The 24,750-nt window shown below is 51.1% G+C and carries 26 protein-coding genes and 1 riboswitch; of the genes, 17 read left to right on the top strand and 9 right to left on the bottom strand.

Annotated features, from left to right (window positions below; genetic code table 11):
• Positions 1 to 2: 2 nt before the first annotated feature.
• From IYN85_RS26430 to IYN85_RS14635, 7 genes are all read left to right on the top strand, one after another.
• Positions 3 to 305 (top strand): site-2 protease family protein, encoded by a 303-nt coding sequence (locus tag IYN85_RS26430; RefSeq protein ID WP_196159650.1) that lies wholly within the window; start codon positions 3 to 5, stop codon positions 303 to 305.
• Positions 306 to 509: 204 nt separating this feature from the next.
• Positions 510 to 668, top strand: a complete 159-nt coding sequence (locus tag IYN85_RS26425; RefSeq protein ID WP_196159649.1) for an ATP-dependent Clp protease adaptor ClpS — start codon at positions 510 to 512, stop codon at positions 666 to 668.
• Between the two features lie 259 nt (positions 669 to 927).
• Positions 928 to 1,455, top strand: coding sequence for a hypothetical protein (locus IYN85_RS14655; protein WP_196159648.1), 528 nt, complete (start codon positions 928 to 930; stop codon positions 1,453 to 1,455).
• A 322-nt stretch (positions 1,456 to 1,777) separates the two neighbouring features.
• Positions 1,778 to 2,353 (top strand): histidine phosphatase family protein, encoded by a 576-nt coding sequence (locus IYN85_RS14650; RefSeq protein ID WP_196159647.1) that lies wholly within the window; start codon positions 1,778 to 1,780, stop codon positions 2,351 to 2,353.
• Positions 2,354 to 2,485: 132 nt separating this feature from the next.
• On the top strand, positions 2,486 to 2,950 hold the full coding sequence (locus IYN85_RS14645; RefSeq protein WP_196159646.1) for a GNAT family N-acetyltransferase: 465 nt from the start codon (positions 2,486 to 2,488) through the stop codon (positions 2,948 to 2,950).
• A 54-nt stretch (positions 2,951 to 3,004) separates the two neighbouring features.
• Positions 3,005 to 3,463 (top strand): RidA family protein, encoded by a 459-nt coding sequence (locus IYN85_RS14640; RefSeq protein ID WP_196159645.1) that lies wholly within the window; start codon positions 3,005 to 3,007, stop codon positions 3,461 to 3,463.
• 91 nt (positions 3,464 to 3,554) lie between these two features.
• Positions 3,555 to 3,878: a hypothetical protein gene (locus IYN85_RS14635; protein ID WP_196159644.1), complete on the top strand. Its 324-nt coding sequence runs from the start codon at positions 3,555 to 3,557 to the stop codon at positions 3,876 to 3,878.
• Positions 3,879 to 4,195: 317 nt separating this feature from the next.
• Here IYN85_RS14635 and nrdG read toward each other — a convergent pair whose 3' ends face one another.
• Together nrdG and nrdD are read right to left on the bottom strand one after the other, a co-directional pair.
• The gene (gene nrdG, locus IYN85_RS14630; RefSeq protein WP_196159643.1) at positions 4,196 to 4,705 is read right to left on the bottom strand and encodes an anaerobic ribonucleoside-triphosphate reductase-activating protein; all 510 of its coding nucleotides are present in this window, start codon (positions 4,703 to 4,705) and stop codon (positions 4,196 to 4,198) included.
• Positions 4,702 to 6,834 carry an anaerobic ribonucleoside-triphosphate reductase gene (gene nrdD, locus IYN85_RS14625; RefSeq protein ID WP_196159642.1) on the bottom strand — a complete coding sequence of 711 codons (2,133 nt, stop codon included), beginning with the start codon at positions 6,832 to 6,834 and terminating at the stop codon, positions 4,702 to 4,704. The genes nrdG and nrdD overlap by 4 nt, the downstream gene beginning before the upstream one ends.
• A 114-nt stretch (positions 6,835 to 6,948) precedes the next feature.
• Positions 6,949 to 7,121: riboswitch (cobalamin riboswitch) on the bottom strand.
• A gap of 202 nt (positions 7,122 to 7,323) precedes the next feature.
• Between nrdD and IYN85_RS14620 the strand changes: the two genes are divergently transcribed.
• Positions 7,324 to 8,046, top strand: coding sequence for an SDR family NAD(P)-dependent oxidoreductase (locus IYN85_RS14620; RefSeq protein WP_196159641.1), 723 nt, complete (start codon positions 7,324 to 7,326; stop codon positions 8,044 to 8,046).
• Between the two features lie 158 nt (positions 8,047 to 8,204).
• A complete protein-coding gene (locus IYN85_RS14615) occupies positions 8,205 to 8,507 on the top strand; it encodes a hypothetical protein (protein WP_196159640.1) in 303 nt (100 codons plus the stop codon).
• Between the two features lie 628 nt (positions 8,508 to 9,135).
• Here the strand turns inward: IYN85_RS14615 and IYN85_RS14610 are convergent.
• Positions 9,136 to 10,812 (bottom strand): bifunctional protein tyrosine phosphatase family protein/NAD(P)/FAD-dependent oxidoreductase, encoded by a 1,677-nt coding sequence (locus tag IYN85_RS14610; protein WP_196159639.1) that lies wholly within the window; start codon positions 10,810 to 10,812, stop codon positions 9,136 to 9,138.
• Between the two features lie 187 nt (positions 10,813 to 10,999).
• The gene (locus IYN85_RS14605) at positions 11,000 to 12,196 is read right to left on the bottom strand and encodes a sugar efflux transporter (protein WP_196159638.1); all 1,197 of its coding nucleotides are present in this window, start codon (positions 12,194 to 12,196) and stop codon (positions 11,000 to 11,002) included.
• Between the two features lie 138 nt (positions 12,197 to 12,334).
• Here IYN85_RS14605 and IYN85_RS26420 point away from each other — a divergent pair, with 138 nt between their 5' ends.
• The 4 genes from IYN85_RS26420 to IYN85_RS14585 all read left to right on the top strand — a co-directional run bounded on the left by IYN85_RS26420 (position 12,335) and on the right by IYN85_RS14585 (position 16,505).
• The gene (locus IYN85_RS26420; protein ID WP_196159637.1) at positions 12,335 to 13,228 is read left to right on the top strand and encodes an AraC family transcriptional regulator; all 894 of its coding nucleotides are present in this window, start codon (positions 12,335 to 12,337) and stop codon (positions 13,226 to 13,228) included.
• A gap of 153 nt (positions 13,229 to 13,381) precedes the next feature.
• Positions 13,382 to 15,496, top strand: a complete 2,115-nt coding sequence (locus IYN85_RS14595) for a molybdopterin-dependent oxidoreductase (RefSeq protein WP_196159636.1) — start codon at positions 13,382 to 13,384, stop codon at positions 15,494 to 15,496.
• Between the two features lie 66 nt (positions 15,497 to 15,562).
• Positions 15,563 to 16,048: a DinB family protein gene (locus IYN85_RS14590; protein ID WP_196159635.1), complete on the top strand. Its 486-nt coding sequence runs from the start codon at positions 15,563 to 15,565 to the stop codon at positions 16,046 to 16,048.
• A 31-nt stretch (positions 16,049 to 16,079) separates the two neighbouring features.
• Complete coding sequence (locus IYN85_RS14585; RefSeq protein WP_370592208.1) at positions 16,080 to 16,505, top strand: GNAT family N-acetyltransferase; 426 nt, start codon at positions 16,080 to 16,082, stop codon at positions 16,503 to 16,505.
• Positions 16,506 to 16,569: 64 nt separating this feature from the next.
• Here the strand turns inward: IYN85_RS14585 and IYN85_RS14580 are convergent, their stop codons facing one another.
• Positions 16,570 to 17,658, bottom strand: a complete 1,089-nt coding sequence (locus IYN85_RS14580; RefSeq protein WP_196159634.1) for a Glu/Leu/Phe/Val dehydrogenase — start codon at positions 17,656 to 17,658, stop codon at positions 16,570 to 16,572.
• A 342-nt stretch (positions 17,659 to 18,000) separates the two neighbouring features.
• On the opposite strand from IYN85_RS14580, the gene IYN85_RS14575 reads away from it, so the two are divergent.
• Positions 18,001 to 19,230 carry a multidrug effflux MFS transporter gene (locus tag IYN85_RS14575; protein WP_196159633.1) on the top strand — a complete coding sequence of 410 codons (1,230 nt, stop codon included), beginning with the start codon at positions 18,001 to 18,003 and terminating at the stop codon, positions 19,228 to 19,230.
• Positions 19,231 to 19,346: 116 nt separating this feature from the next.
• Positions 19,347 to 19,718 (top strand): VOC family protein, encoded by a 372-nt coding sequence (locus tag IYN85_RS14570; protein ID WP_196159632.1) that lies wholly within the window; start codon positions 19,347 to 19,349, stop codon positions 19,716 to 19,718.
• A 236-nt stretch (positions 19,719 to 19,954) separates the two neighbouring features.
• On the opposite strand, the gene IYN85_RS14565 is transcribed toward IYN85_RS14570, so the two are convergent.
• Both IYN85_RS14565 and IYN85_RS14560 read right to left on the bottom strand, forming a co-directional pair.
• Positions 19,955 to 20,626, bottom strand: coding sequence for a pirin-like bicupin family protein (locus IYN85_RS14565; RefSeq protein WP_196159631.1), 672 nt, complete (start codon positions 20,624 to 20,626; stop codon positions 19,955 to 19,957).
• Positions 20,627 to 21,038: 412 nt separating this feature from the next.
• Positions 21,039 to 21,548: a dihydrofolate reductase gene (locus IYN85_RS14560; protein WP_196159630.1), complete on the bottom strand. Its 510-nt coding sequence runs from the start codon at positions 21,546 to 21,548 to the stop codon at positions 21,039 to 21,041.
• 129 nt (positions 21,549 to 21,677) lie between these two features.
• On the opposite strand from IYN85_RS14560, the gene IYN85_RS14555 reads away from it, so the two are divergent.
• A complete protein-coding gene (locus IYN85_RS14555; protein ID WP_196159629.1) occupies positions 21,678 to 22,247 on the top strand; it encodes a hypoxanthine-guanine phosphoribosyltransferase in 570 nt (189 codons plus the stop codon).
• A gap of 83 nt (positions 22,248 to 22,330) precedes the next feature.
• Positions 22,331 to 23,224 (top strand): aspartoacylase, encoded by an 894-nt coding sequence (locus tag IYN85_RS14550; protein WP_196159628.1) that lies wholly within the window; start codon positions 22,331 to 22,333, stop codon positions 23,222 to 23,224.
• A 31-nt stretch (positions 23,225 to 23,255) separates the two neighbouring features.
• Here the strand turns inward: IYN85_RS14550 and IYN85_RS14545 are convergent, their stop codons facing one another.
• The gene (locus IYN85_RS14545; RefSeq protein ID WP_230390777.1) at positions 23,256 to 23,918 is read right to left on the bottom strand and encodes a DUF484 family protein; all 663 of its coding nucleotides are present in this window, start codon (positions 23,916 to 23,918) and stop codon (positions 23,256 to 23,258) included.
• Positions 23,919 to 23,923: 5 nt separating this feature from the next.
• Entirely contained in the window at positions 23,924 to 24,748 is an 825-nt protein-coding gene (gene dapF, locus IYN85_RS14540) for a diaminopimelate epimerase (RefSeq protein ID WP_196159626.1), read from the bottom strand.
• Between the last annotated feature and the right edge of the window lie 2 nt (positions 24,749 to 24,750).

Here is a 24,750-nt window from a genome sequence, read left to right as displayed (position 1 = left end):
TTTTGTTCTTATATTTTTCCAGCATTCTTGTTTCAGTTCTCATCCATGAGCTGGGTCATCTGGTGGCCATTCTATGGAACGGACATAAGGTTAATAGTTTTGTTGTGGGTCCAAATGTTATCGAACGAAAAGAAGAAAAGTACGTTTTTTGTATTTCGGAGGGATCTGGTAACAGGATATGTAAAGTACGAAAGCAATCTAAAAAAACCACTTTACTGGGTGAATTGGTGATCATTTCCAGTGGTATTTTGTCTAATTTAGTTGTCGGTTCATTACCGGTTATCAGTTTCCATTTTCTCACTTAGAATGGGTTTTTTATTTGTGAATGGGTGGTTTTCAATTGGATTAGGCTTGTTGAATATTCTGCCTTCTCGTGTTAAAGGCTTGGGTATTGAAAGTGACGGGAAAGCTTTTTTGGTCTGCTCGCATTCGCGAGAAAGGTTAGGGCTGCAAGAAGGTATGATTTTGAAAAACCACTGGCTGACGCTGAATTTATAGATCGTGACCAAATGAATGACAGTTTAGTCCAACTGGAGTTCGAGAACGAAGACACAACTGAGTTTGAGTTCGTTATCGATGTATTCAGAAACTACTTAAATCTAAACGATCTGAGTGCTGCACTTTTAACGGTGGAAGTGCATAGGAACGGGTATGCTCGATTCGGCTGATTGGACGCCCTGAGTGCTACTAATTTAGTGGAGCTAATTGCAAAGGAAGCGAGTAAGTACGGATTCTCCTTTGCCTGTAAGGTTGTAAAGGCGTAAATTAATTTACATGTTGAATAGGTTCCTCCTGGAACGCCCTGTCTATACTGTTCAATAGTATTAAGATCTATCAAAATTTTTATTAACTTTACTGCGTCAAGTTTGCTGCTGTAGCGAAACGCTATATGTAAAGTAGAAATCAAAAGGACCAGTGAGGGTGTTTATGAAAATATACGCAGGCAGTACAGAAGAAAAGAAGCAAAACACGGCAAGCACGGTAGACAATAAGAACACGAGTAGTAGTCAACAAGCGCACAACATCGTCGATAATAGACCAGCCGTTAAGGAGCAGAGAACCTTACAGTTGATGATGCAAATGAACGGAGGAAAAAAGAAGGGGTTAAACCCTAATGCAGCAGACTTTGTTCCTCAAGCGCAACAACCACAGCCTCAAGCACAGGCTCAGCAACCTCTGGTGGCTCCCTACCCGAACATAGCAAATAATGCGCCAGTTAATGCGTTGGCGTTGAACCAAATTATTAATTTGCCACCAATTGTGAACGGCCACTATGCCATAGTGGGTCAATGGCACCACGGCTTTGAAGGGTGGGCCTTGCATCATGGCTTTAACGACGGCATGGTCGCGCATTTTAATGTGCAGGCTAACAACGGTCCTATGCTTCATGTCTATTACAATGCGTTTGGGCAGTTAGAGGTTGTTGGGATCGGGCAAAGGCCTCAAGGGTATTAGTTTCACTGTGCAACACTTTTGGTAGCTCTGGTAGTGGCCTTAGGTCTGCACAAATAATTCGGTAAGGTCAGATCTACTGTGCTGACTGTATGAGTCATTGAATTGCAAAGAAGAGAGGGGGTACCCTGTTTTATCGAATTGGGTAGTCGGTTATATTAGATTTTCTTAATGCGGTTTAGCATGCGTTAAAAAGTAATCAACCAACCCCGCATTACTGTGTTTACAGGGCGTGTTTCATAGCCCTATCTCGTATTCAAAAAGGTTTAGTGTAATTCCATCGCATGAAGCAAATCGATCAACGAAAAGGATTTTAAAAAGTATCATGAGCACAGTTTATTTGGTCCGGCACGGAGAGGCCGGTGATGAACGCATCAACGAAGTTACCTATACACCCAAAAATGAGTATGACAAGCCATTAACCAGGCTCGGGCTTACTCAGGCGGAGCGATTGCGTAGTGTTTTTACCCACCTGAACTTCAGCCATTCCTATAGCAGCGATTACCTTCGCGCAATTGAAACCTTTGACCAGCTGAATGTCAGTGCGGCTAAGCACTCGGTGTTGTCCGAGATTCGGGAAATATTCTGTGAATGCATCGGTAAAAACCTGGGCAATACCGATTTGGCGGAGTTCCAGCGGCAAAAAGAACGGGTGCAGCGTTTTATAGATAATCACCTGCTGACGTTGGCCGGTAACGATCAGGTGATTGTTGTCGCCCATGGTTGTTTCATTCTGTATTTATTAAAGAAGCTGACCGGCAAATCGTTCGGGCATGATATGGCGTATACCGGAGTAACCAAGTTAACCTATAACGGCAGTTGGGATTTTGAGTTTTTCAATGAATCGGCGCACCTGTTTGAGCCTGTTGATCCAGGCATAACGCGCTTGGTTTGCTGTTAATGCTGGTATCCGGTGGCATTGGTTGCAACCAACCACTGCTCTCGACCCAGGTCTCAAATAGTAGATTGAGGCAACCCGATATCAACCGTGTCTGGCTCTGTTTAACAACACATTTATCTGCAAGGAGTTCCAATGTCGTCTACCAACAACGTCACGTACCGCAAGGCGGATGCTGACGATATTCCGCAATTAGTGGACTGTCGCATCCAACAGTTGGTTGATGAGGGTTACCCGGAAATCAGGGATATCCGCGCAGAACTGACGCATTACTTTACTGTTGGCCTGGCAGATGGTTCATTGATCTGTTGGGTCGCCGTTGTCGATGGGAGCATTGTGGGTACGTCCGGGCTCTGCTTTTATCAGTTACCGCCCACATTCAGTAACCCCACGGGTCGAATCGCGTACATTACCAATATGTATACGCGGGTACCTCACCGGCGGCAGGGCATATCGTCGCATTTGCTGAATTTGCTGGTTGAGGAAGCGAAAGCGTTGAATTTCTCGTCCGTCCGGCTGCATGCTTCTGAACTGGGTAAAGGCGTTTATGAACGCGCGGGTTTTACCGACCTAGACGGGTACATGTACCAGCCGTTGTAGTATGTAGGGCGGGGTTGAGAACAATCGTATTAATGGAAGAATAGGGGAGTCACGGTGGATTTTGATCAACGCATTATCGAGCTTGGGCTGCAGTTGCCTATTGCCAGCAGCCCTCAGGGTAATTATGCCAATGTTGTGCAAACCGGGAACCTGCTGTTTGTCTCCGGTAAAGGGCCGGTCGCAGGGTTGGCTGAGGTCCCGAAAGGGAAGTTGGGTGAGCGTTACAGTGTGGAAGAAGGCTACCAGTTTGCCCGGCTGACAGGCCTGGATATTCTATCGGCGCTGCAACATGAACTCGGTACGCTGAATAAGGTTGCACGGGTGGTTAAGTTGCAGGGGTTTATCAATGCCACAGCACAGTTTGAACAACACCCAAAAGTATTGGATGGTTGTTCAGATTTAATGGTCGAGGTGTTTGGCGAAAGGGGACTGCACGCACGTTCGGTGTTTGGTGCAATGTCCGTCCGGGCGAATCTGCCGTTGGTGATTGATTCGATTTTTGAATTGATTTGATGTTTTTCGTTGTCGGCGATTTCTGCAGAAAACAGAGTTCACGAAACGAAAGAGCTTTTTGAGGGATTACTTTGAAGTTGGGATGCGTTTAATGTTACAGAAAATCTGCCCCTGGTGTGGGAAGCCCGTTGCTTTAATGCAGGTCAAGAAGAAACCATTGAAAGAGCGTTATCGATGGTACGAATTATCGCAGACTGTAAAAGTCTGCCCGCATTGTGGCGAGGTAGTAACCTTGAGTAGTAAGTGGAGTAATTGGATGTTCGCGTTTATGCTCCCTTTATTTTCAATCGTATGGATTGATTTTCTTTTTGGAGTCGCGCTGTTCGATATTCCCTTTGTAGAAGCAGTTTGTTGGTTTCTTGTATTGGTGGGCATTGGCGGCTTCTATATGTTTACGAAGTTCGAGAAGCCCTAGAGCAACTTTGATTAATTCAAATCAGCTCAGACCTATCAAATCGATGACTGAGTATTGTTTCGTGTTTTGAAAAGGGCTCGCCATTCCCTGCAACACACGCTTCGCTCATCCTTCGATCTGATAGGAATGAAGTGAATTGATCAGAGTTACCCTATTTGTGGGCCGGGTTATGCTTGGTGGCCGCCGTGTATTTTATGTTTCGCAGCAAATTTTCTTAGCGGTTTTTCATGCGGGCTTTCTGCGGTCTAACCCTATTTGGACCATCCTTGGTCCTGTTAGGCAAGCGTTGTTGGAAATGCGTGCACAACAACGCTTTTTCAACCAATGGATTGAGTATCCACCCGATGGTTCGCCGCCAACCAAGCGGCGATGGGTACAACGCGCTGATTCTGGCTTCCTCGCCAAACCAATCTGGGGTCTTTGAGGGGTTCAACAAACGGTCCGTCAATCAGCACGTCGATGAACGACAGCACACGTTGCTGTTGCTTGGTTAACTGCCCCAAACGGTAACCCGTCCAGCACCAGATATCTTTGTCGGGTAATTCCTGTTTAACTCGTTTTACCAACGAAAACACAGCGCTGAGGTTCGCTGGGTACAACGGGTCACCGCCACTCAAGCTCAACCCTTGGCGTGGAATATCGGTGTCGGCCAGATCCTGCAGAATGCGTTCTTCGAGTTGAGGCGTGAACGGTAATCCGTTGTGGGGGTTCCATGTTGCAGCGTTGTAACAGCCCCGGCACCGGTGTTCGCAGCCGGATACAAACAGGGTGCAGCGAGTTCCGGGGCCATTCACCACATCAATAGGGTAGTAGGCGTGATAGTTCATAACGGAGTCGCCAAATGCTTCACACGCCGCTTTACCTCTTCCTGCTTACCGGCATTAAACGGTCGCGCATTTGGTGCGCCCAGGTAACCACAAACGCGTCTGGTCACCGATATACTTTGCGGGTCATGGTTCGCGCAGGCGGGGCAACAAAAGCCTTTTGCCGTGCAGTTGAATTCACCCTGAAAACCACAGCGGAAACACTCATCAATAGGGGTGTTGGTGCCGTAGTAGGGCACGTGTCGGTAGCTGAAGTCCCAGACATCTTCGAGTGCTTTCAAGTTGTGTTGCAGGTTGGGAAACTCACCGTAACAAATGAAGCCGCCACTGGCGATGCGTGGGTAGGGTTTTTCAAACAGTATCTTATCGTAAGGGGTGACTTTTTTTTCCACATCCAGATGAAAGGAATTGGTGTAGTAGCCTTTGTCGGTCACGCCCGGTATGACGCCAAATTCCTTGGTGTCGAGTTCGCAAAACCGCGCGCACAAACTCTCACTTGGGGTGCTGTACAAGCTGAACCCTAAATCGGTTTTTTGTCGCCATTGGTCGGTGGCTTGTTTGAGCGTTTCCACCACCGCAATGGCGAAGCGTTGTTTGTGCTCACAGTCGTAGATGTGTGGTTCACGCCCAAACAGCGCATTCGCGGTTTCGTGCAGACCGATGTACCCCAGTGATACGGTCGCTCGCCCGTCGTGGAACAGTTGGAAAATATCGTCGTCGGCCTTCAGGCGTATTCCGCAGGCGCCTTCCATGTACAGTATGGGTGCCACTCTGGCTTTAACGCCTTTTAACCGGTCAACGCGAGACATCAACGCGCTGAAGCAAAGCGCCAATCGTTGGTGCAGCAACGCGAAAAAACGTGCACTGTCTTGCTCGGCCAGTAATGCGATGCGCGGCAGATTAATACTGACCACACCGAGGTTGTTGCGCCCGGCGTGCGGGTGCTCGGAATTCTGTTGACGGTTGTCCAGGAAACTGCGGCAACCCATCGGCGTTTTGAACGATCCCGTGGCAAGCACCACCTGATCATAGTTGAGTATGTCCGGGTACATGCGTTGCGACGCGCATTGCAGTGCGAGTTGTTTAATATCGTAGTTGGGGTCGTTGGTTGAACGGTTCAGTCCCTCTTTAATGGCGAGCACCAGTTTCGGAAATACCGCCGTTTTTCGGTTTCGGCCGAGCCCGGCCAAACGTACTTTTAAAATAGCTTTTTGTATCAGTCGTTCCTGCCAACCCTGGCCCAGACCGAACCCAAAAGTCACAAATGGGGTTTGGCCATTACTGGTGTGCAGCGTGTTAACTTCGTATTCCAATGCCTGAAAAGCGTCGAAACATTCGCGTTCGGTCTGCTGCATGGCGTAGGCGTTTACGTCGGCAATGTTCCATTGTTCGGCGGTGGTCAAGTGTTTGTGAAAACTGGCGGTCACGTACGGTGCGAGAATTTCATCGATGCGGTCAATGGTGGTGCCACCGTAAATATGCGAAGCCACCTGGGCGATTATCTGCGCCGTGACATGCGCCGCTGTGGTAATGGATTTCGGCGGTTCGATTTCCGCATTGCCCATCCGGAATCCTTGCGTGAGCATGCCTTCCAAGTCCACCAACATGCAGTTAAACATTGGGAAAAAAGGGGCGTAGTCGAGATCATGATAGTGTATATCGCCGTGCTCGTGCGCTTGCACAACGTCCTGAGGCAGCAATTGGGTTTTGGCGATATGGCGGGCAACAATGCCCGCCAACAGATCGCGCTGTGTGGGTATGACATAACTGTCTTTGTTGGCGTTTTCGTTAAGCAAGGCGGAATTGCGTCGGGAAATAAGGCCAACGATGTCATCATTCAGTTTGCTGCGTCGTTCGCGTTCGATATCCCGCGTGCGACGGTAGGCAATGTAGCTGCGCGCCACATCCACTAACCGGTGGCGGATGAGCGCAGCTTCGACGACCTGCTGAATGGTGTCGATATCGCACGGCTGGTGCCCGGATAGTTCGCGTTCGATGTCCGTGCATAATAAAGGCAGCAGATGGGTTTGGTGGCATTGTACCGAGCCCATGGCTTTCACGATGGCGGTTTCAATGCGGTGGATGTTAAACGGAATCGTCTGTCCGTCTCGTTTGATGACGTGTTCTGGCATGATCACTCAACCCCGAATGATAATGGACAGGCATGCGCCACCTTGTGCACGGTTTCCGGTGACTCTGGTGCGCCCCGCCCAGATTGGATTAATGAAGTCGGCGGCTTTATGCGCGACTTCTCTTTGTGTGTCAGCAGGTCTCCTGGCTCTGAACTCCGCGCTTTCCAACCCTTCCCAGCGTGATGCCAGTGGTTACCTTGGTTAGCTCGTTCATTACAGTTGCGGGGGCAGCTCTTGTTTTTCACAAGATTCCCTTTTCTGACACCACATATAGTGGTCTATGTTGTATTTAAGTCAATATATGGTGTTTTTGAGGGTTGGTGAATGTGCTGGTTCGCTGATCTGAGTCATGTTGAGATAAACAAATGACCCGCGTTTCCCGTTTAGTCCTTGGTTTGTCTACTCCGGTAGCATGATTTCTTAACCCAGTTTAAGGAACAGCGGATAAGCCTAGGGGATGATCATGGTTCACTCTTAAAGAGACGCTTCATGAAAAATCAAACCATTGTTATTACCGGAGCGACACGTGGAATTGGCCAGGCATTGGCCGCTCAACTGGCGCAACATAATCGGGTGATCGCTGTCGCTCGCGACAATGAGAAGCTCGCCGAATTGCGCCAGCGTTACGGTGTGGACACCGTCGTGGCCGATTTAACCGATCTCACCCTGGTTAGGCATCTGGCGACGGATCTCGCGCAACGTTTTCCGGAGTTGAGTGTGCTGATCAACAACGCTGGAGTGCAAAATAAATGGAACGTTTTGCAACCGCAAAGCATGGATTATCTGCACGAGGAAATGAACCTTAACTTTCATGCACCGTTGGCACTGAGTGCATTATTGCTACCGCGGTTAATGGCTCAACCAGAAAGCTGGTTGATTAATGTGACATCGGTTTTGGCGGTCGCCCCGAAGCAAAGTACGCCGGTGTATAACGCGTCGAAAGCGGCATTGCGCTCCCTAACGCATTCACTTAGGTTTCAATGCCGTAACACTGGCGTGAATGTTGTTGAGGTTTTGCCTCCGGTAACGGCAACGGGCTTGGGGGAGCAAGGCAATAGTGAACAAGCCGTGTCGGCCGATTGGGTGGCGCAAGAAATTATTCGACAATGGCAGGCAGGGCACACCACCATTGCGGTTGGCAAAGCGCGTTGGGGATTGCGGTTGCATCGTTGGCTGCCATCATTGTTTGAGCGGATGATGATCGCGGGTTAAGGGACTGTTGTTGATAACGATTGCTGGGCGCGAAGACGTGAAGTTGAATAAAGGTATTTGACTCTGCTTTTAGAACTTGATCATAAAGTGACCTTTATCGGTTTTCATCGAAGATACAACATCGTACGCTCATGAGAGGGATCAGAAGTGGGATGTGAATGAACAGAATTAATGGAATGCGGTTATCCGCGGCAACCTTTCTTTTGTTACTGCTGCCGGTCATTAAAGTGTGGGCACTCCCCTTTAGCAACCAAATGAGTGTTGATCTTTTTGCTGGATTTTACCCCTTATTCAGCGGCTTTGTTTTCTGGGTTTTAGTGTATGGCTATATTGGTCGTTTTGGCTGGCATATTTTGTGGCAACAGTTATTTGGCGAAGCGATATTTATCATTATGTGTGTGGTGATGTTGTTTTACTGTCATCGATTGTTGTCCATGGCGGGCTATCAGATTACGTTGTAGTGTCGTTTTTTCTTACCTACGGGTCTGCGCGAATGGCACTTTCTTCCGCTTAATTGGTGTGTCAATTTTCACTGCGAAAGCAGCAGCGAACTGGTTTAACGGTGTGTCCCTTGCCGTGAAGAATCGGTCAGATCTGACGATTCGTTTATAGTTCTGAATGAAAGAGTCTTTCGGAGGTTCTTTCTTTCCTAGGGGGCGATCCGAATGGCACTTACTTAAGCGTATTTGGTTTTTATCTTTAGCGTTTGCATCATGCAGTGACCTGGTTTCGTTGGGAGTTTTTCGCCGTCAAGGACCGAATCGTTCCGACGATTCGGGCTCGGCCCTTAACGATCCCAGCCGCCGCCACAAACGAGTGATCACACTTCTCAATTTCGTCTTCGACAGGTCGTTCGCGACGGCCACCGAAACGTCGGACCGCCATTTCCGACTCACTTGCGCAAGCATCCCTGCTTGAATAACTTGTGAGACGCGAATTGCTTCGCGTGGTCGTTTGAAAGGCGGAAAAAACTAAACAAGCGCCGATGTTGGCAATGTCTTTTAGCGAGTTTCCGTCTGACTATTGCTAATAATTCGATTAAAAAAACGCCAGAGCTGGCTGGCGTTTTGGTGCTTTTTGAATTGATCGTTATGCGGACTCGGCGTCTTGAATGGTGGGTTTAATCATCCATTCGTGGCCTTTGAGCATGAGAGACCAATAGATTTCCGGCAACAGGCGTTCTTTCATGAACCAAGCCGCGCGGGTGGGTTTAAGTCCATTGATGACCCAGTTCGGAAAGCTGGGCAGCAGTTTGCCACCGTAACCGAATTCGGCGAGGACAATTTTTCCTTTTTCAACGGTCAGTGGACAGCTGCCGTAGCCGTTATAAAGCGACTGCCGATTACCTTCTTGCATGGCGTTGACGAGGTTGTAAGCAACCACGGGTGCTTGCATTCGCGCAGCGGCAGCGGTTTTGGCGTTCGGTGCGTTCATGACATCGCCCAGTGCCCAGACATTTTCGTAGCGTTTGTGTTGCAGTGTATGGGCGTCGACGTCGACCCAGCCGGCCTCATCTGCCAACGGGCTGACACGGATAAAGTCCGGAGCGACCTGCGGCGGTGTGACGTGCAGCATGTCAAAGTCGACTTCAATCAGTGCCTCTTCTGTGTTCTCACCGACGTGCTTAAACCAGGCTTTTTTGTTGGGTCCGTCGACTTTCACCAGTTGGTGTTGGAACGTCAGTTCAATGCCATATTTATCGATGTATTCCATCAGAGCAGGGACATACTCTTTAACGCCAAACAGAGCTGGTCCGGTATTGAAAAACTGAACCTTGATGTCCTTTAGTGTGCCTTGGTCACGCCAGTGATCCGATGATAAGTACATGACTTTTTGAGGTGCACCGGCGCATTTGATTGGCATCGGCGGTTGCGTGAAAACTGCTTTGCCGCGCTTCAGGTTTTGCACCAGATCCCAAGTGTAGGGAGCAAGATCGTAGCGATAATTTGAGGTGACGCCATTTTTGCCGAGCGTGTCGTTCAGCCCGTCGATGGCGTCCCAATCCAGTTTCAAACCGGCGGCAACAACCAGTTGTTTGTATTTGATCGGGCGGCAACCTTCCAATTGCAGTTGGTTCTTTTCTGGCTCGAACAGAGCAACAGCGGAATTGATCCACTCCACGCCGGTAGGAATCAACCGGGCCATGGGGCGTCTGGTTTTCTCTGGCTTAAAGATGCCCGCGCCGACCAATGTCCAGCCGGGTTGGTAATAATGGGTGTCGGCCGGATCAATGAGCGCGATGCGCAGGCGGGGGTCACGTTTGCGGATACTGCTGGCGGCTGCCAGACCTCCGGCACCTGCCCCGACGATGACGACATCATACGCCGGAATATGTTCTGCGTTGCCGGTAAAGCCGGTTAACCGACCCGCTAACCCGCTGATGTCGTAACCGGCTTCAGCCAATCGATTCTGAATGTATTCAAAACCTTCACCTTCGGCTGTGCGGTGAATGGCCCACAAAGTTGCGCTGCGCATGCCGGTGCGGCAATAGGCGTGGACGCGGCCTTGAGCGTTACTCAGCAGCGTTCCAAATTCACGCGCCTGTTCGTCGGTCACCGCACCGGATGTGACCGGCAGATAGTGCACGTTTATGCCCAGCGCGTCAGCAGCGGCTTGAATTTCTTCGACATTAACCTGGTCCGGACCTTCGCCGTCCGGACGGTTCACAATAATAGTTTTGACATTGGCCTGGGCCAGTGAGGTCACATCGGCAATGCTGATTTGGCCAGATATGCTCAGGGTTTCGGTAATTGCGCGGCTTTCCATGGGAAGCTCCTCTTGTATTATTAGATAATTCTAATATAGATATTATTAATATACTACAGAGACTTTGGTCGGAAATTGTTCTGTACAGGGAGTGACGACAATCCTAGGTTGGTTTGTGTTGACGAATGAGGAAGTAGGCCCCTACCCGAACCAGTGTCGAGCAGGGTTTGTAGGAAATCTAGCCGGTTCAGCCTGCAGGCGCACACTCTGGGGTCGCGGTTTGCCGCAATGGGGGTTCTTCTTTCACCAATAACAACAGCAGCAACGCAACTAACGTGACCGCTACGCACACATAAAAAATGGCGTAGTAACTTAAGAACTGTGCGACTAGTCCGACCGTCAGGTTGCCGATAAGCATGCTGACTTGCTGAGCCCCGTTGAACAGGGTTGTCGCCATGCCCATTTCTCGTTTCATCAGATCTTGCGCCAGTAGCATACCCAGACACGCAATAATGGCCACGTAGACACCGTTGAATAATTGCAGGAACAGCAGTTGGGCGACGGAGTCCGCCAGCAATAAACCGATAAAAAAGGCGGTGCCGAAACCGAGGCCGACGACCATCAAGCGCTTGTTGCCAAGCTTCGGACCGAGTAGCCCGGCCAACACCATAAACGGGATTTCAAAAAAGGCGGCAAGGCCCATGAAATAACCCGCCCAATGTGAGCCGACAGCCAGCTCTTTGGCCAGATACAGTGGAATGGAATTGATGTACATGTTGATTGCACTGAACATTAAGGCGGTGCTCAGTAAGAACAGCACCATGGGGCGATTCCGATACCAGCCTTTTTTCACGGTGGCGCTGTCTTCGGCGTGCTCTGTTGCCTGTATTTCCGGCAATAACATGACGATGGCCACCATGAGCAGGGCGCTGATCAGCGACAGCGAAAACGCCACGTTGAATCCAAAGTGTTCTTTTGCCAGAAACGCCAGTGGCGGGCCAACGACCCAGGCAACCGCAATGCCTGCACGCATCAACGACATGAACAGGCTGCCGCCGGTTTTGATATCACGGTCGGCGTAGAGTCGGCCCATGGTAAAAATCTGTGGCAACGTGGCACCACTGACGCTCAACAATAAGATCGCCGCCGCAAAGGCGAACGCCAGATCCCGGGTGAAGATAAACACCAGCATGGCCAGCGCATAACTGACCTGCGCCACCAGTATGATGCGCTTGCGCCGCCAGCCCTGATCCGATTTTTTACCAATATAAGCGGACACGACAATGCTGCTTAACACCATGCTGGTCAGGAACAGGCCCATGACCAGCGGGCTGGTGCCGATCTCATCGACCAGATACAGGCTGACCAGCGGAAACATAAACGCAAAGGCGAGCCCACAAAAGAAGGTCGCGGTTAAAAACAATAAACGGGTAGGGTGCAGCATAGAGCCTCGTTTCTGATAACAACATAGATATTGCAGGCGGCAAATCGTACGGATTCCCACTGCAAAAAGTGGTGAGCAGGGTGCATTTACTGATACTATCGTTTCATTTTTAGCGTACTTCGTGGGGCAAATGAGCAAGTGAAGCCATATATCGAGCAAGTGAGTCGTGAACGTCATTTCAATTGGCGGCTCAAGGCTATGAATTACCCGCAAAGCCGTTTCGACTGGCACTACCACCTGGAATACGAGATCGTCCTGTTGCGGCACAGTCATGGCCAGCTGTTTGCGGGTAACTACAGTGGTGACTTTCATCACAATACCCTGGCCATGTTTGGACCGCATCTGCCCCACACCAGTTACATGGAATCGCGGGGGCAGTTTGATCAGAACAATGCATATGTATTGTGGTTCAGCGCGGGTTGGGTCAACCGGATTCTGGCGGTTATGCCTGAGTTGAGCGTGTTGGAAACCCTGCTGGCCGATGCCCGGCATGGCTTGCTCTTTGACACCCACACCGCCGAGGCGGTGAACGCGTTGATAGAAAACTTCGACGATTTGGATATCAGCCTGCAAAGCCATCGTTTCCTCGAAGTGTTAATCGTCATGGCCAATGCGCAGCGCCAGCGAATGAATAAATACGGACCTCTGGCGTTGGTGGTGGACAGTAAAGATCAGGACCGCGTTGCGCACATTGCGCAATTTATCGATGAGCATTACCACGAACAGATCACTATCGAGCAGATGGCTGCTCAATTGCACACCAGTAAAAGCAGCCTGCAACGTTTGTTCAGTAAACACTACCGCGAAAGTTTCTCCGAACATCTGAAACAATACCGTATCGGTAAGGCCTGTGAGTTACTGATTAATACCGAGCGCCCTATTGCGCTGATATCCGAGTCAGTCGGTTTTCTGAACCTGTCGAACTTCAACCGTCATTTCCGTCAATGCAAAGCGATGACACCGAGGGAGTTTCGTCAGCGATATGTGAATGCGCAGGCATTATCCGACAAATCCGTGCGGGCCAGGGCTTGACGTTTTAATCGCTTTTTGTGTACGAATTTCATTAATTCGGGGGCAAACTTGCGCCGTGCGAGTTCACCCGCCACGATAGAGGCATTACCGCCATCCGTTTCAAGCTGTAGCGCTGGTCGAATAAAAACAACAACAAACGAATGAGAGAGCAACATGAGCGAGATTCAGCGCCACTATCGCACCTGTAATATCTGTGAGGCCATGTGTGGCCTGGTGATTGAACATCGGGGCCGTGAAATCCTGTCGATCAAAGGCGACAAGGAAGATCCATTCAGTCAGGGACATATTTGCCCGAAAGCGGTCGCCTTGCAGGACTATTACACCGACCCTGACCGACTAAAAACACCCCTAAAGCGCACCGCCGACGGCTGGCAGGACATCAGTTGGGAGGAGGCGATAACTGAAATTGCCCAGCGATTACGGGCGACTCAGCAAGCGCACGGACAGAACGCGGTGGCCGTGTATCTGGGGAATCCGAACGCGCATAACTATGGCAATGCGCTGACCTTGCCAACGTTTTTCAAGGCGCTAGGCACTTTTAACCGCTTCAGTTCCGCGTCGGCGGACCAGTTACCGCACCATGTGGCGTCGAATTTCATGCTCGGGGCCGGGTTACTGATTCCCGTGCCGGATATTGACCGTACCAATTTTTGGTTGATTATTGGCGGCAATCCGGTGGTCTCCAACGGCAGTATGATGAGTGCGGCGGGTGTGGAACGGCGCATGAAAGCGATTCAGGAACGCGGCGGAAAAGTCGCTGTGGTTGATCCTCGACGGACGGAAACCGCGAAAAAAGCAGACCAGCACCTGTTTATCCGACCGGAAACCGACGCGCTGCTGTTACTGGCCATGATCCAGACGCTGTTTTCTGAGCAGCGAGTGTCCCTGAGGCATCTGGCCGATCACGTGGACGGTTTGGCCGAGCTGGAAGCCGTCAGTCGTGACTTTACGCCCGAACGTGTCGCGCACACCTGTGGCACAACCGCGCAAACCATCCGGCAACTGGCCCTGGATTTCGCGGATGCTGACAGCGCTGTTTGTTACAGCCGTATGGGCGCGTCGACGCAGACCTTTGGTGGTCTCTGTCAGTGGTTAACCAATGCACTGAACATAATTACCGGGAATTTTGATCGTGCCGGTGGGGCAATGTTCCCGCAACCTGCCTTTGAAATGGTTCGCCCGAAAAAAGGCAAGCCAGGGAATTATGGGCGTTTTAACAGCCGGGTGCGCAACTTGCCGTATTTCAACAGCGAGTTCCCGGTTGCGACTCTGGCCGACGAAATTCTCACCTCGGGCGAGGGGCAGATTAAAGCGCTGCTGACCATTGCCGGTAATCCGGTGTTATCCAGCCCGGGCGGTGAGCGTCTGGCGCACGCGCTGGAAAGTCTCGATTTCATGGTCGCCGTAGACATATACATCAACGAAACCACGCAACACGCTGACATCATTTTACCGGCCGCCACCGGGCTGGAAGTGCCGCACTATGATCTGTTTTTTAACGCGTTCGCCGTGCGCAATACCGCGAAATATTCAGAACCTTTATTCCCCAAAAAAGACGAGCAACGTTATGACTGGGAAATTTTGAAAGCACTGTCGCTGGCGTTGACCGGTATGGCAGACGATGACACAACACCGGAACAGATTCTGGATGCCGGTTTAAAACAGGGCGCCTACGCTGAACAAGGCATGAGCTTGTCCACGCTCCGGGACAATCCTCACGGTGTCGACCTTGGCGCGTTGCAACCGTGCCTGATGCAGCGTATTCAAACCGACGATGAACGGATCGTTCTCGCACCGGATTTTTTTGTCGCCGATTTACCCCGGTTGAGTCGTTGGCAACAGGAGCAGGATGCGTTGCGCGAACACTTTCCTTTTACATTAATCAGTCGACGTTTGGCGCGCAGTCATAATACCTGGACGCAGAATTCGCAAAGATTGGTGAAAGGCAAGAACCCGGTCACGGTGCAGATGCACAGTGACGATGCGGCTGTGTTGAACGTGCAAAACGGGCAACAGGTTCGCGTGGCGTCACGAGTTGGAACCATTGAATTACCGGTCGTGATTAACGATGACATTCTGCCCGGTGTGGTCAGTATTCCGCAGGGCTGGGGGCACAACCGGTCGGGCACTCAAATGCACGTTGCCCAATCGCAGCCGGGTGTCAGTATAAATGACATCACGGACCCGAACCGGATCGACGAGCTGACCGGTAACGCAGCGTTTAATGGCACGCCGGTGGCAATATCTGCCGTGAGTGGCGAGTTGTGAGACAGACATCTTTGACGGTCGTCGAAAATATGGCAGATTACCGGTGATCACCTGGGAGCGTGTAAGATGCAGAATGAATACGACTACAAAAAATGGGCAAACGCCGAGTTGATTGACCACATCCGTCAGATCGATTCTGATACCTTCCCAGAAAAGTTCCGGTTGGCGGTGCGATTGCTCAACCATACCTATGTGACGGATCAGATTTTTAAAGCGCACATTTTGCAGCAAGAACATGGTTACCATTGGGTAAATACCGATGAGACGCCTTTGCTGACTGAGTTGCAGAAAAATATTGCTCACAGCGATCAGTGGTTTATCGATTACGTTGCGAAAGCCACCGACGACACGTTGGACCGGCTTGTCTCATTCACCTTTACCGACGGTGACAAGGGCAATATGACGGTGCGCGAGATATTGTCGCACCTGTTGATCCATGGCGCCTATCATCGCGGGAACATCGGTATGATCCTCGCCGACTGTGGTGTCGATAAGCCCATCGATATTTTCACACGCTTTCTGCATATGTCGCAGCCGCAGCGCAGGGTTTAAAATCGCTAACCTTTCGGTTAAGGACTTTCGTGTGATTGAGTATAAAACGTTGTTACAGGAACAGGATTGGCTATTGTTGGTCGATCTTTATGACGAAACGGATATGTTTCTGGGGCATGGTAAACGTCGTGATTTGGCGAAAATCCGGCGGGCTTATGAGAACAGTTATCGCTATGTCACCGGCTGGCAGGATGGTCGAATTGTCGGTGCGGGCCGGATGATTTCCGATGGCGAATGCTATGCCTGGATTCATGACGTTGCGGTATTGCCAGCGTACCGGAAACAGGGAATAGGCAGGATGCTGATTGAAACGCTGCGTGAAGGAAACGAAGCACTCTTAACCGGATTGACTTCATCGTTTGAGGCAGTGAACTTCTACAGGAGTTTGGGTTTTAAAAAGCACAAAACAGCCATGGCACGATACCCGGGGCGCTCGGATTATTTGATCGCAGACTGAGCATGCCAACAACAGGACGAGACAATAAAAATGCAGCCAGAGCGGCTGCATTTTTTTTTTTTGGTTATGCCGTCTGTTTGAACTCAACAACAGGGTGCTTTTCGGCTAACCGTTCCCGTGCGATGGTGTCTGCCAGATGCGACGCCGGAATATTATCCGCCGCCGAACGCTGGAAAATTTCCATCAGGGTGTCGTAAATACCCTCGATGTGTTTGTTCACCGCAGCAGGATCATATTGACCGATCTGTTCATAGCAGACATCGATAATACCGCCGGCATTGATGACGTAGTCCGGTGCATAGCAGATGTTGCGAGCGTGCAGTAACTCGCCTGTCGACAGCGTGTCGAGCTGATTGTTGGCGCTGCCGGCGATGATACTGGCCGTCAGTTTATCAACCGTCGCTAGGTTTACTGAGGCGCCCAGTGCGCAAGGGGCAAACACGTCCATTTCAGCGCTGTAGATATCCTCCAGGGAGACGATGGTTGCGCCCAATTCAGCTTCCGCTTTACTTAGCGCCTCGTCGTTGATGTCGCAAGCGACAATCTTGACGCCGTCTTTCGCAAGCATTTCAGCCAGTCGGTAGCCGACGTTACCCAAGCCCTGAATGCCCACGGTTAAACCCTTTAATGTATCCAGATTCAGGCGGTGTTTTACCGCCGCTTTGATGCCGAGATAGCAACCGTAAGCGGTGGCCGGCGATGGATCGCCCGATTTGTTGCCGCCGTGGGCGTCTTTTTTCTCATGATAGCCACTCACGTGATTCGACGTTTCATGGATGATTTTCATGTCGGCAACGGAGGTGCCGGAGTCTTCTGCAGCAATGTAACGGCCACCCAGTCGATTCAGGCTTTGCGCAAACGAACGTAACAATTCCGGGGTCTTGTCTGTTTTCGGGTTACCGATGATGACCGATTTACCACCACCCAGGGGTAATCGCGCCATGGCGGATTTATAGGTCATACCGCGCGATAGCCGCAGAACATCGGTCAGGGCGTCTTCATCGCTGGCGTAAGGGTAAAATCGTGTGCCGCCCAGGGATGGACCGAGGGTGGTGTTGTGTATGGCAATAATGGCTTTTAAACCGGTTTTCGGGTCGGTAAAAAAGGTTACCTGTTCGTGATTGTCAAAGTCTTTGTGGTCAAAAAAACTCATGGCCCAGTCCTTCTCTCTATTATGCGCGTTCGGCAGGATCACTGCGTCGGCTGTTGTGTTGTGAGCGGTTATAATCGTTGGGCCTCTTTACTTGTGGTAACAGGCCCTTTGTTAAACATAAACCGCCTGTCGCGGGTGTCCAGATCCCAGACGGCAAAGGTCCCAATTTTGAAGGCGTTTGTCCGTACGCTTTTGTTGCCAAATCGCGGTTGTAACGCTCCGTAAATTGGTTAAAAACTGTCCGTTCATCTGTGTTAACATCCGCTCCCTTTTTCATTTCAGCCTGTCTTTTTGATAAAGAACCGGCGGTTTGGATACCCGTAAACAGATTTTAGGAAGCCAATGACCATTTCGACGACTCAGCCCGTAGTGCGCGGCCCATCGCTGCCGGAATTTATTGCCCTTATTGCGCTCATCACCTCGTTAGTCGCGTTATCCATTGACGCGATGTTGCCTGCGCTGCCCAACATTGCTGATGATTTATCGGTGGTTGACTACCGCCAGACACAGTGGGTCATTACCTCGCTGATCTTCGGAATGTCCTTCGGACAATTGTTGTTTGGACCGCTGTCCGACGCCTATGGTCGTCGTTTTGGTATTTTGTCTGGCATTGCGCTGTTTTGCGTGGGGTCGGTGGTGTCGATGATGGCCACCAGCTTGCCCATGCTATTGCTTGGGCGCGTGATTCAGGGCATCGGCGTGTCCGGTCCGCGTATCGCATCTATGGCGTTGGTTCGGGACAAATACGTGGGCGATCAAATGGCGCGTGTTATGTCGTTCGTTATGATGGTCTTTATTTTGGTCCCCATGATTGCCCCGATCGTCGGTCAGGGCATACTCCATCTCTGGGGTTGGCGTGCAATCTTTGCGTTGTTTATTGGCTTGTCGGTCTTTGCCGCGCTGTGGCTGAATGTCCGTCAGCCGGAAACGCTCGCGGTTGAATCCCGCCGTCCGTTCCGCTTGGGCAGCGTTCTTAAAACCGCATTACAGGTGCTCAAGCACCCACGGGTACTGGGCTTCTCGATTACAGCGGGTCTGGTCTTTGGCGGGTTGCTGTCGTATGTCGCGTCAGCGCAGGCAATCTTTCAGGGCATCTATCAATTGGGGGATAACTTCCCATACTACTTCGCGGCACTGGCTTTCGGCATCGGGCTGGCGTCTCTGGCCAACAGCTCTCTGGTTATGCGTTTCGGTGCGCAACGGTTGTCGATTCTGGGCTTACTGGGGATGCTGACTTTGGCGACCACTCTGGTTGTAATCGCGTTCTTCTATCAGGGCGTACCTCCGCTGGTAATCTTTATGGGGCTGGGCTTTGCCATGTTTTTCTGCGTGGGCATTCTGTTTGGTAACCTGAATTCGCTGGCCATGGTGCCCCTGGGTCGCATGGCCGGTATTGGTGCTGCAGTTATTGGTTCGGTTTCTAACGTCGTCGCGGTCTTGGTGTCCGGTGTGGTGGGTTGGTTTTTCAATGACACGCTGTTGCCTATTTTAATAGGTCTGTGTGTGTGCGCTGTGTTGGCGCTTGTGCTGATTCTGTTGATTCGACACAGCGACGATTCCCCGCTGGCGTAATCGGAGCTGAAAACAAGTAATTGAAGCAGCCTTTTTGTTCGGCTTCAGACGGGGTACCCTGCCTTGTGGATGAGCTTGCAGTCCATCAACTGAATCTGAACTAAAAGGAGGACACGATGAAACTTGGTGCGTTTTCGGTCAGCTTAAGTGTGAAAGACTTGCAGGCCTCAAAAGCTTTTTACCAAAAACTCGGTTTTGAAAAATTCGGCGGTGAAGAAGATCAACGCTGGCTGATTATGAAAAACGGTGACCATATTATTGGCCTGTTTCAGGGCATGTTTGAAGGCAACGTGTTGACCTTTAACCCAGGCTGGGATCAGGATGCACAAACCTTGAATGCATTCGACGATGTACGCGTTATTCAACGGCACCTGCAAAGCCAGGGTGTTGAACTGAAAGAAACGGCCGACCCAGACGGTTCAGGACCGGCCCACATCTCTCTGCTGGACCCAGACGGTAATGCGATCTTAATCGATCAACACGTTTAGTGTCTTTAGTCGGAAGTTCGTATCGTTTCAGAGCTCATGGGAAGCGCTGAAGACATGCGAACTTTAGACTCCGGACACAAGTAGGCCATGCGGAAAAAAGGTGGCAGATCGCTTCACTCTCGTACCGAAGCCTGCGTTGGAATAGTTCGACAGAGCACCACTTTGCCTTTGCTTTTCCACCTTGCCTTCGGCGCAATTGCTATGCGCTTTACTTACCTCATTTCACGCATGGACCACTAGGGCAGGTCAAACACCAGCGCTTCGGTATTCGCCTCGCCGGTAATGTGCAGTTCGTTCTGCGCAACGTGCAGACCATCGCCTTCCTGCAGTGTCGTGAGCCCCACCTGGATTGGTCCGGTCACGGCATGCACGTAAAACTGTTGGCCGTCACTGGTCATCGCTGCGGGTTGTCCGCCCAGATATCGATACACCCGGGCGTCGCTGTGCGCACGCAGGGCGCCGTCGGCTGAAGGGTGAACAATGGCCGTTAAACCCGCCGTGTTTGCAAAAGTTTTCTGACCATAGGCTGGAGTCACGTTCATTTGATTCGGTAACAGCCAGATCTGTAAAAAGTGCAGTCGCGCGTCCTTCGAGGCGTTGTACTCACTGTGTGTCACCCCGGTACCGGCGCTCATGATCTGGAACTCTCCGGCGCTGATCTGCTGTTTATGTCCCATGCTGTCTTTATGTTCGATAACCCCATCCAACACATAAGACAATATTTCCATATCACGGTGACCGTGCGTATCAAAGCCGGTGCCCGGCGCGACCACATCGTCGTTGATCACCCGCAGCGCTGAAATTCCCATGTGTTTCGGGTCGTAATAGTGTCCGAAAGAGAAGGTGTGATGGCTGTCCAACCAGCCAAAATTTGCCCGGCCACGTTCGTTTGCCGCTCGAAATGTCATGTTGCTTCTCCTGTCTGTTTGTTGGCAGCAGAATAGGAGGAAGAACGGGGACAGGATAGCGAAAGAATTCGTCAGCCACGTTCAAATTTCCTGAACGTGGCGGTAGTGCCATGAGCTCTGAAACGATACGAACTTCAGACACAGGACACTAGTGTCCTGAGTCTGAAGTTCGCATGAATTCAGCGTGCCATTCAAGTTCTATAGCTAGGCGTGTCTCGCAGTTAATGGTTGTTCCATTGGCAAGAGGCAGAACAACGCTAGAGAGCTTGAATGTCGCGCCCGAAGGGAGCTCATGGAAAACACTATTACGGCGTTGCTCTCCTTGAAAAGATCTCGATATTCTCTACGAAGAGCGCCTTGTACTAGCGCTTCCCATGAGCTCTGAAACGATACGAACTTCAGACACAGGACACTAATGGGCGACTTTGTCGAAGATGCAGAAAGAATAATCGTACGGGTTAGGACCATCGGCCTGAAAACCATCCCGGCCTATTTCCTGGTAAGCGCTCAAGTCGAACTCCGGGAAATAGGCGTCGCCGTCGACCTGAGCGTGGACGAAGGTGATGTACAATCGGTCTGCCAACGGCAAAGCCTGACGGTAGATTTCAGCGCCCCCCATCACAATGACTTCATCGGCACCAGAGATCAGGCATTCCGCTTCTGCAAGGTCGATAGCCGATTGCAGATCGTGTACGACCTTCACACCAGACGCGGAAAACGACGGATCACGCGTTACCACAATGTTGATACGGTTTGGCAGTGGCCGACCGATGCTGTCATAGGTTTTACGGCCCATGATGACTGGCTTGCCGGTGGTCAGGCGTTTGAAATATTTAAGATCGTTCGGCAGATGCCATGGCAGTTTGTTGTCGCGGCCAATCACTCGATTTTCCGCCATTGCCCAAATCATGGCGATGCGCATGATGAACTCCTGTGCTGGTTCAGTTGTCTGAGAGGGGTCTGCTATACTGCAGCCGAAAATCGCAGTGTATCATAACAACCCGCTGGGCTTAGCCCGCGTTAATTATCCGCAAGCACACAAGAGACAAACATGGTTTCCATTCCCTCCGAAATTAGACAGGTCATGCAGGACGCTGAATGCCTGTTTTCTGAATCTCAGGTCGAGCGCGCTATCGACAACATGGCCGCCGGTATCAGCGAACACCTGGCCGACAAAAATCCTATCGTGTTCAGCGTGATGAACGGCGGCATGGTACTCACCGGCAAACTGGTCACCAAACTGGGCTTTCCGCTGGAAATATCTTATTTGCACGCCACCCGTTATGGCGAGACAGAGGCTGAACCCGATCCGGAGCCTAAACTGCAATGGCGTACTCGTCCTCACCAGACCCTCAAGGGTCGCAACATTCTTATTGTTGACGACATTTACGACGAAGGTGCCACGTTGGGCGCGATTGTCGATCATTTTAAAACCGAAGAGGTTGGTGACATTCATATCGCGGTGCTGGTCGATAAGCGACACAATCGCAAAGCTCGGCCGGATATTATTCCGGACTACATTGGCTTGCAGTGTGAAGACCGCTATGTCTTTGGCTACGGTATGGATTACAAAGGTTATTGGCGTAACGCACCCGGCGTTTACGCGGTTAAGGGACGGTAAACGTCACGTTGGGCTACTGGTCGGGCAGCGTGAAGCCCGATACACTGGCCCATGCTTTATCTCATTCAAAGGGTTGCACAGACATGGCTTCAATCAAACACGTAGCGATTACCGGTGGTACGCATGGTAACGAGCTGACTGGCGTTCATCTGCTCAAGCATTGGCGGCAGAAACCCCAAGAAGTGGCGCGCAGCAGCTTCGTGACCGAAATGCATCTGGCCAATCCGAAGGCCAATGCTCAGAACCGGCGCTATATCGATCAGGATTTGAATCGCCAATTTAAACTGGCGGATCTGAACAATCACGAGCTGTGCGGCTATGAACAGAACCGCGCGAAATCCCTAAACGCGTTATTGGGTCCGAAAGAAGATCCTCGTGTAGATTTTGTTATTGACCTGCACACGACCACGGCCAATATGGGCATGTCGTTGATTTTCAATACCGATGATCCTTTGGTGGTGGGCATGGCGTTTTACGTGCAACAGAAAATGCCTCACGCCACGCTGTTTTTTGACCCTGCTGACCGCCTGGAAGATAACTTTCTGACCTCCCTGGGAAGACACAACGGATTTTTGATTGAGGTGGGTCCTATTCCGCAAGGTCTGCTGCGGGCCGATGTCTATAATGAGACTAAAACCGCCGTTCTGCATTGCCTGGATTATCTCGAAGCCTACAACTTGGGCACGGTCCCGGATTTACCGGAACGGCGTGAAGGCTATCGCTTCATCCGCAAAGTGCAGTTACCGGAAAATGAATTAGGTGAGATCACAGCCATGTTGCACCCGGCGTTGCAGGATCAGGATTATCAGCCCATCGCGCCAGGGGATCCGTTTTTCATGACGCTCGACGGCGAAACGCTGCCCTATGATGGCGATGGCGTTGTTTACGGGGCGTTCATTAACGAAGCCGCCTACTACGACGCGCACGTGGGCTTAAGCTTGATGGAAAAAATTCAGATAGAACGCAAACCGGGCTGAGCACACCCGCTATCGGTGTGCATAGCCTGCGTTATAGCGTCACCAGCAGCTGGCTGACTACTTTGGCTAAGTGCCCGAGAAATAGGGTGTCCGTACTGGAGCGGAAGTGACTGGCGGAGCGACTACCCAGCGCAATAATGCCAATTCCTTTGCCATCTTTGGTGATGGATCCGATTGCCACGGACTTGATCTCACTGTCGCCGAACAGCAATTGTCGGGCTTGCAGGTCAAATTCGCCACATTCGTGGCGGGCTTCTTTCATAGCCGCTGGGAAATGGTTCACCAGCGTGTCGGTGTCGCAATAGAGCCAATTGTCACCGTCGGTGGTTAACCGGTTGGTTAACACCATTTGCACGTCATCGACGTCAAAGCGTTCGGTGAGTACACGGTTCAATGTTTTGCTGATTTCGTTAATGGAACGGCAGGCGATCAACTCGACGACCAGCGTTTGCAGGTTCAAAAACAACTGGTCGTTACGTTGAGCGACGCGGATAAACTGATTCAGACGGTCAATCAGGTCAGTGTTTTCTTTGCGCAGGATGTGATTCTGACGCTCAATCAGAGATACCGCCATACCACTGTCGTGTTTGAGATGCAGCTTTTTAAGCAGGTTTTGCTGGTCTTCGAAAAAGTGCGGATGCTGTTTCAGGTAACGCACCACATCGTCTTCGGATACTTCAATCGGGTCGTACATTTCAGTCACGACAAAACCCCTTCGAATACTCGACTGACAGGCCCGGTCATCATGATGTTGCCTTCGCCGGGCCAGTGAATGGTTAAAACACCACCGGGCAGTGTGACAGAAACCGTATCGTCAAGCCAGCCGTTGATAATCCCTGCAACCACGGCCGCGCAGGCGCCGGTGCCACAGGCCAGGGTTTCACCAACACCGCGTTCAAACACGCGCAGGCGGATTTTGCTTCGGTCAACCACTTGCATAAATCCGGCATTCACCCGTTGAGGGAAGGCCGAATGGCTTTCAATGGCCGGTCCCAAGGTTTCGACATCGGCTGTGAGAACATCGTCTACGCGCAATACACAATGGGGGTTACCGATGTTTATTGCGCTGATTTGCAGGGTTTGGTCACCGACGGTCAAGGGGTAAAGCAACGCCCGGTCGGTGGCCAAAAAGGGGATTTTTTCAGGACGTAACCGTGGGCGGCCCATGTCAACGGTGACTTGGCCATCATCCTGAACTTGCAGCTCCAGATCGCCGCCGGCGGTTTCAACGCGGATGTTGTGCCGATTGGTGAGCTGAGCATCCAGGACGAAACGGGCAAAACAGCGAGCGCCATTGCCACAATTTTCCACTTCGCTGCCATCGGCATTGAAGATTCGGTAACGGAAATCTCTGTCAGGACGTGTGGGTGGCTCTACCAACAACAGTTGATCAAAACCGATACCAAAGTGTCGGTCTGCCCACCGTTCGATATCTTCGGCATTGAGCTCAACGTTCTGGGTGACGCCGTCGATGACCATGAAGTCGTTTCCCAGTCCATGCATTTTTGTGAACTTAAGCCGCATTG

It is taken from the genome of Reinekea sp. G2M2-21, assembly GCF_015687175.1.
Taxonomy (GTDB): domain Bacteria; phylum Pseudomonadota; class Gammaproteobacteria; order Pseudomonadales; family Natronospirillaceae; genus Reinekea.
Note: the sequence above shows the minus strand (reverse complement) of the source record. Positions and strands in the feature narration are given on the sequence as shown.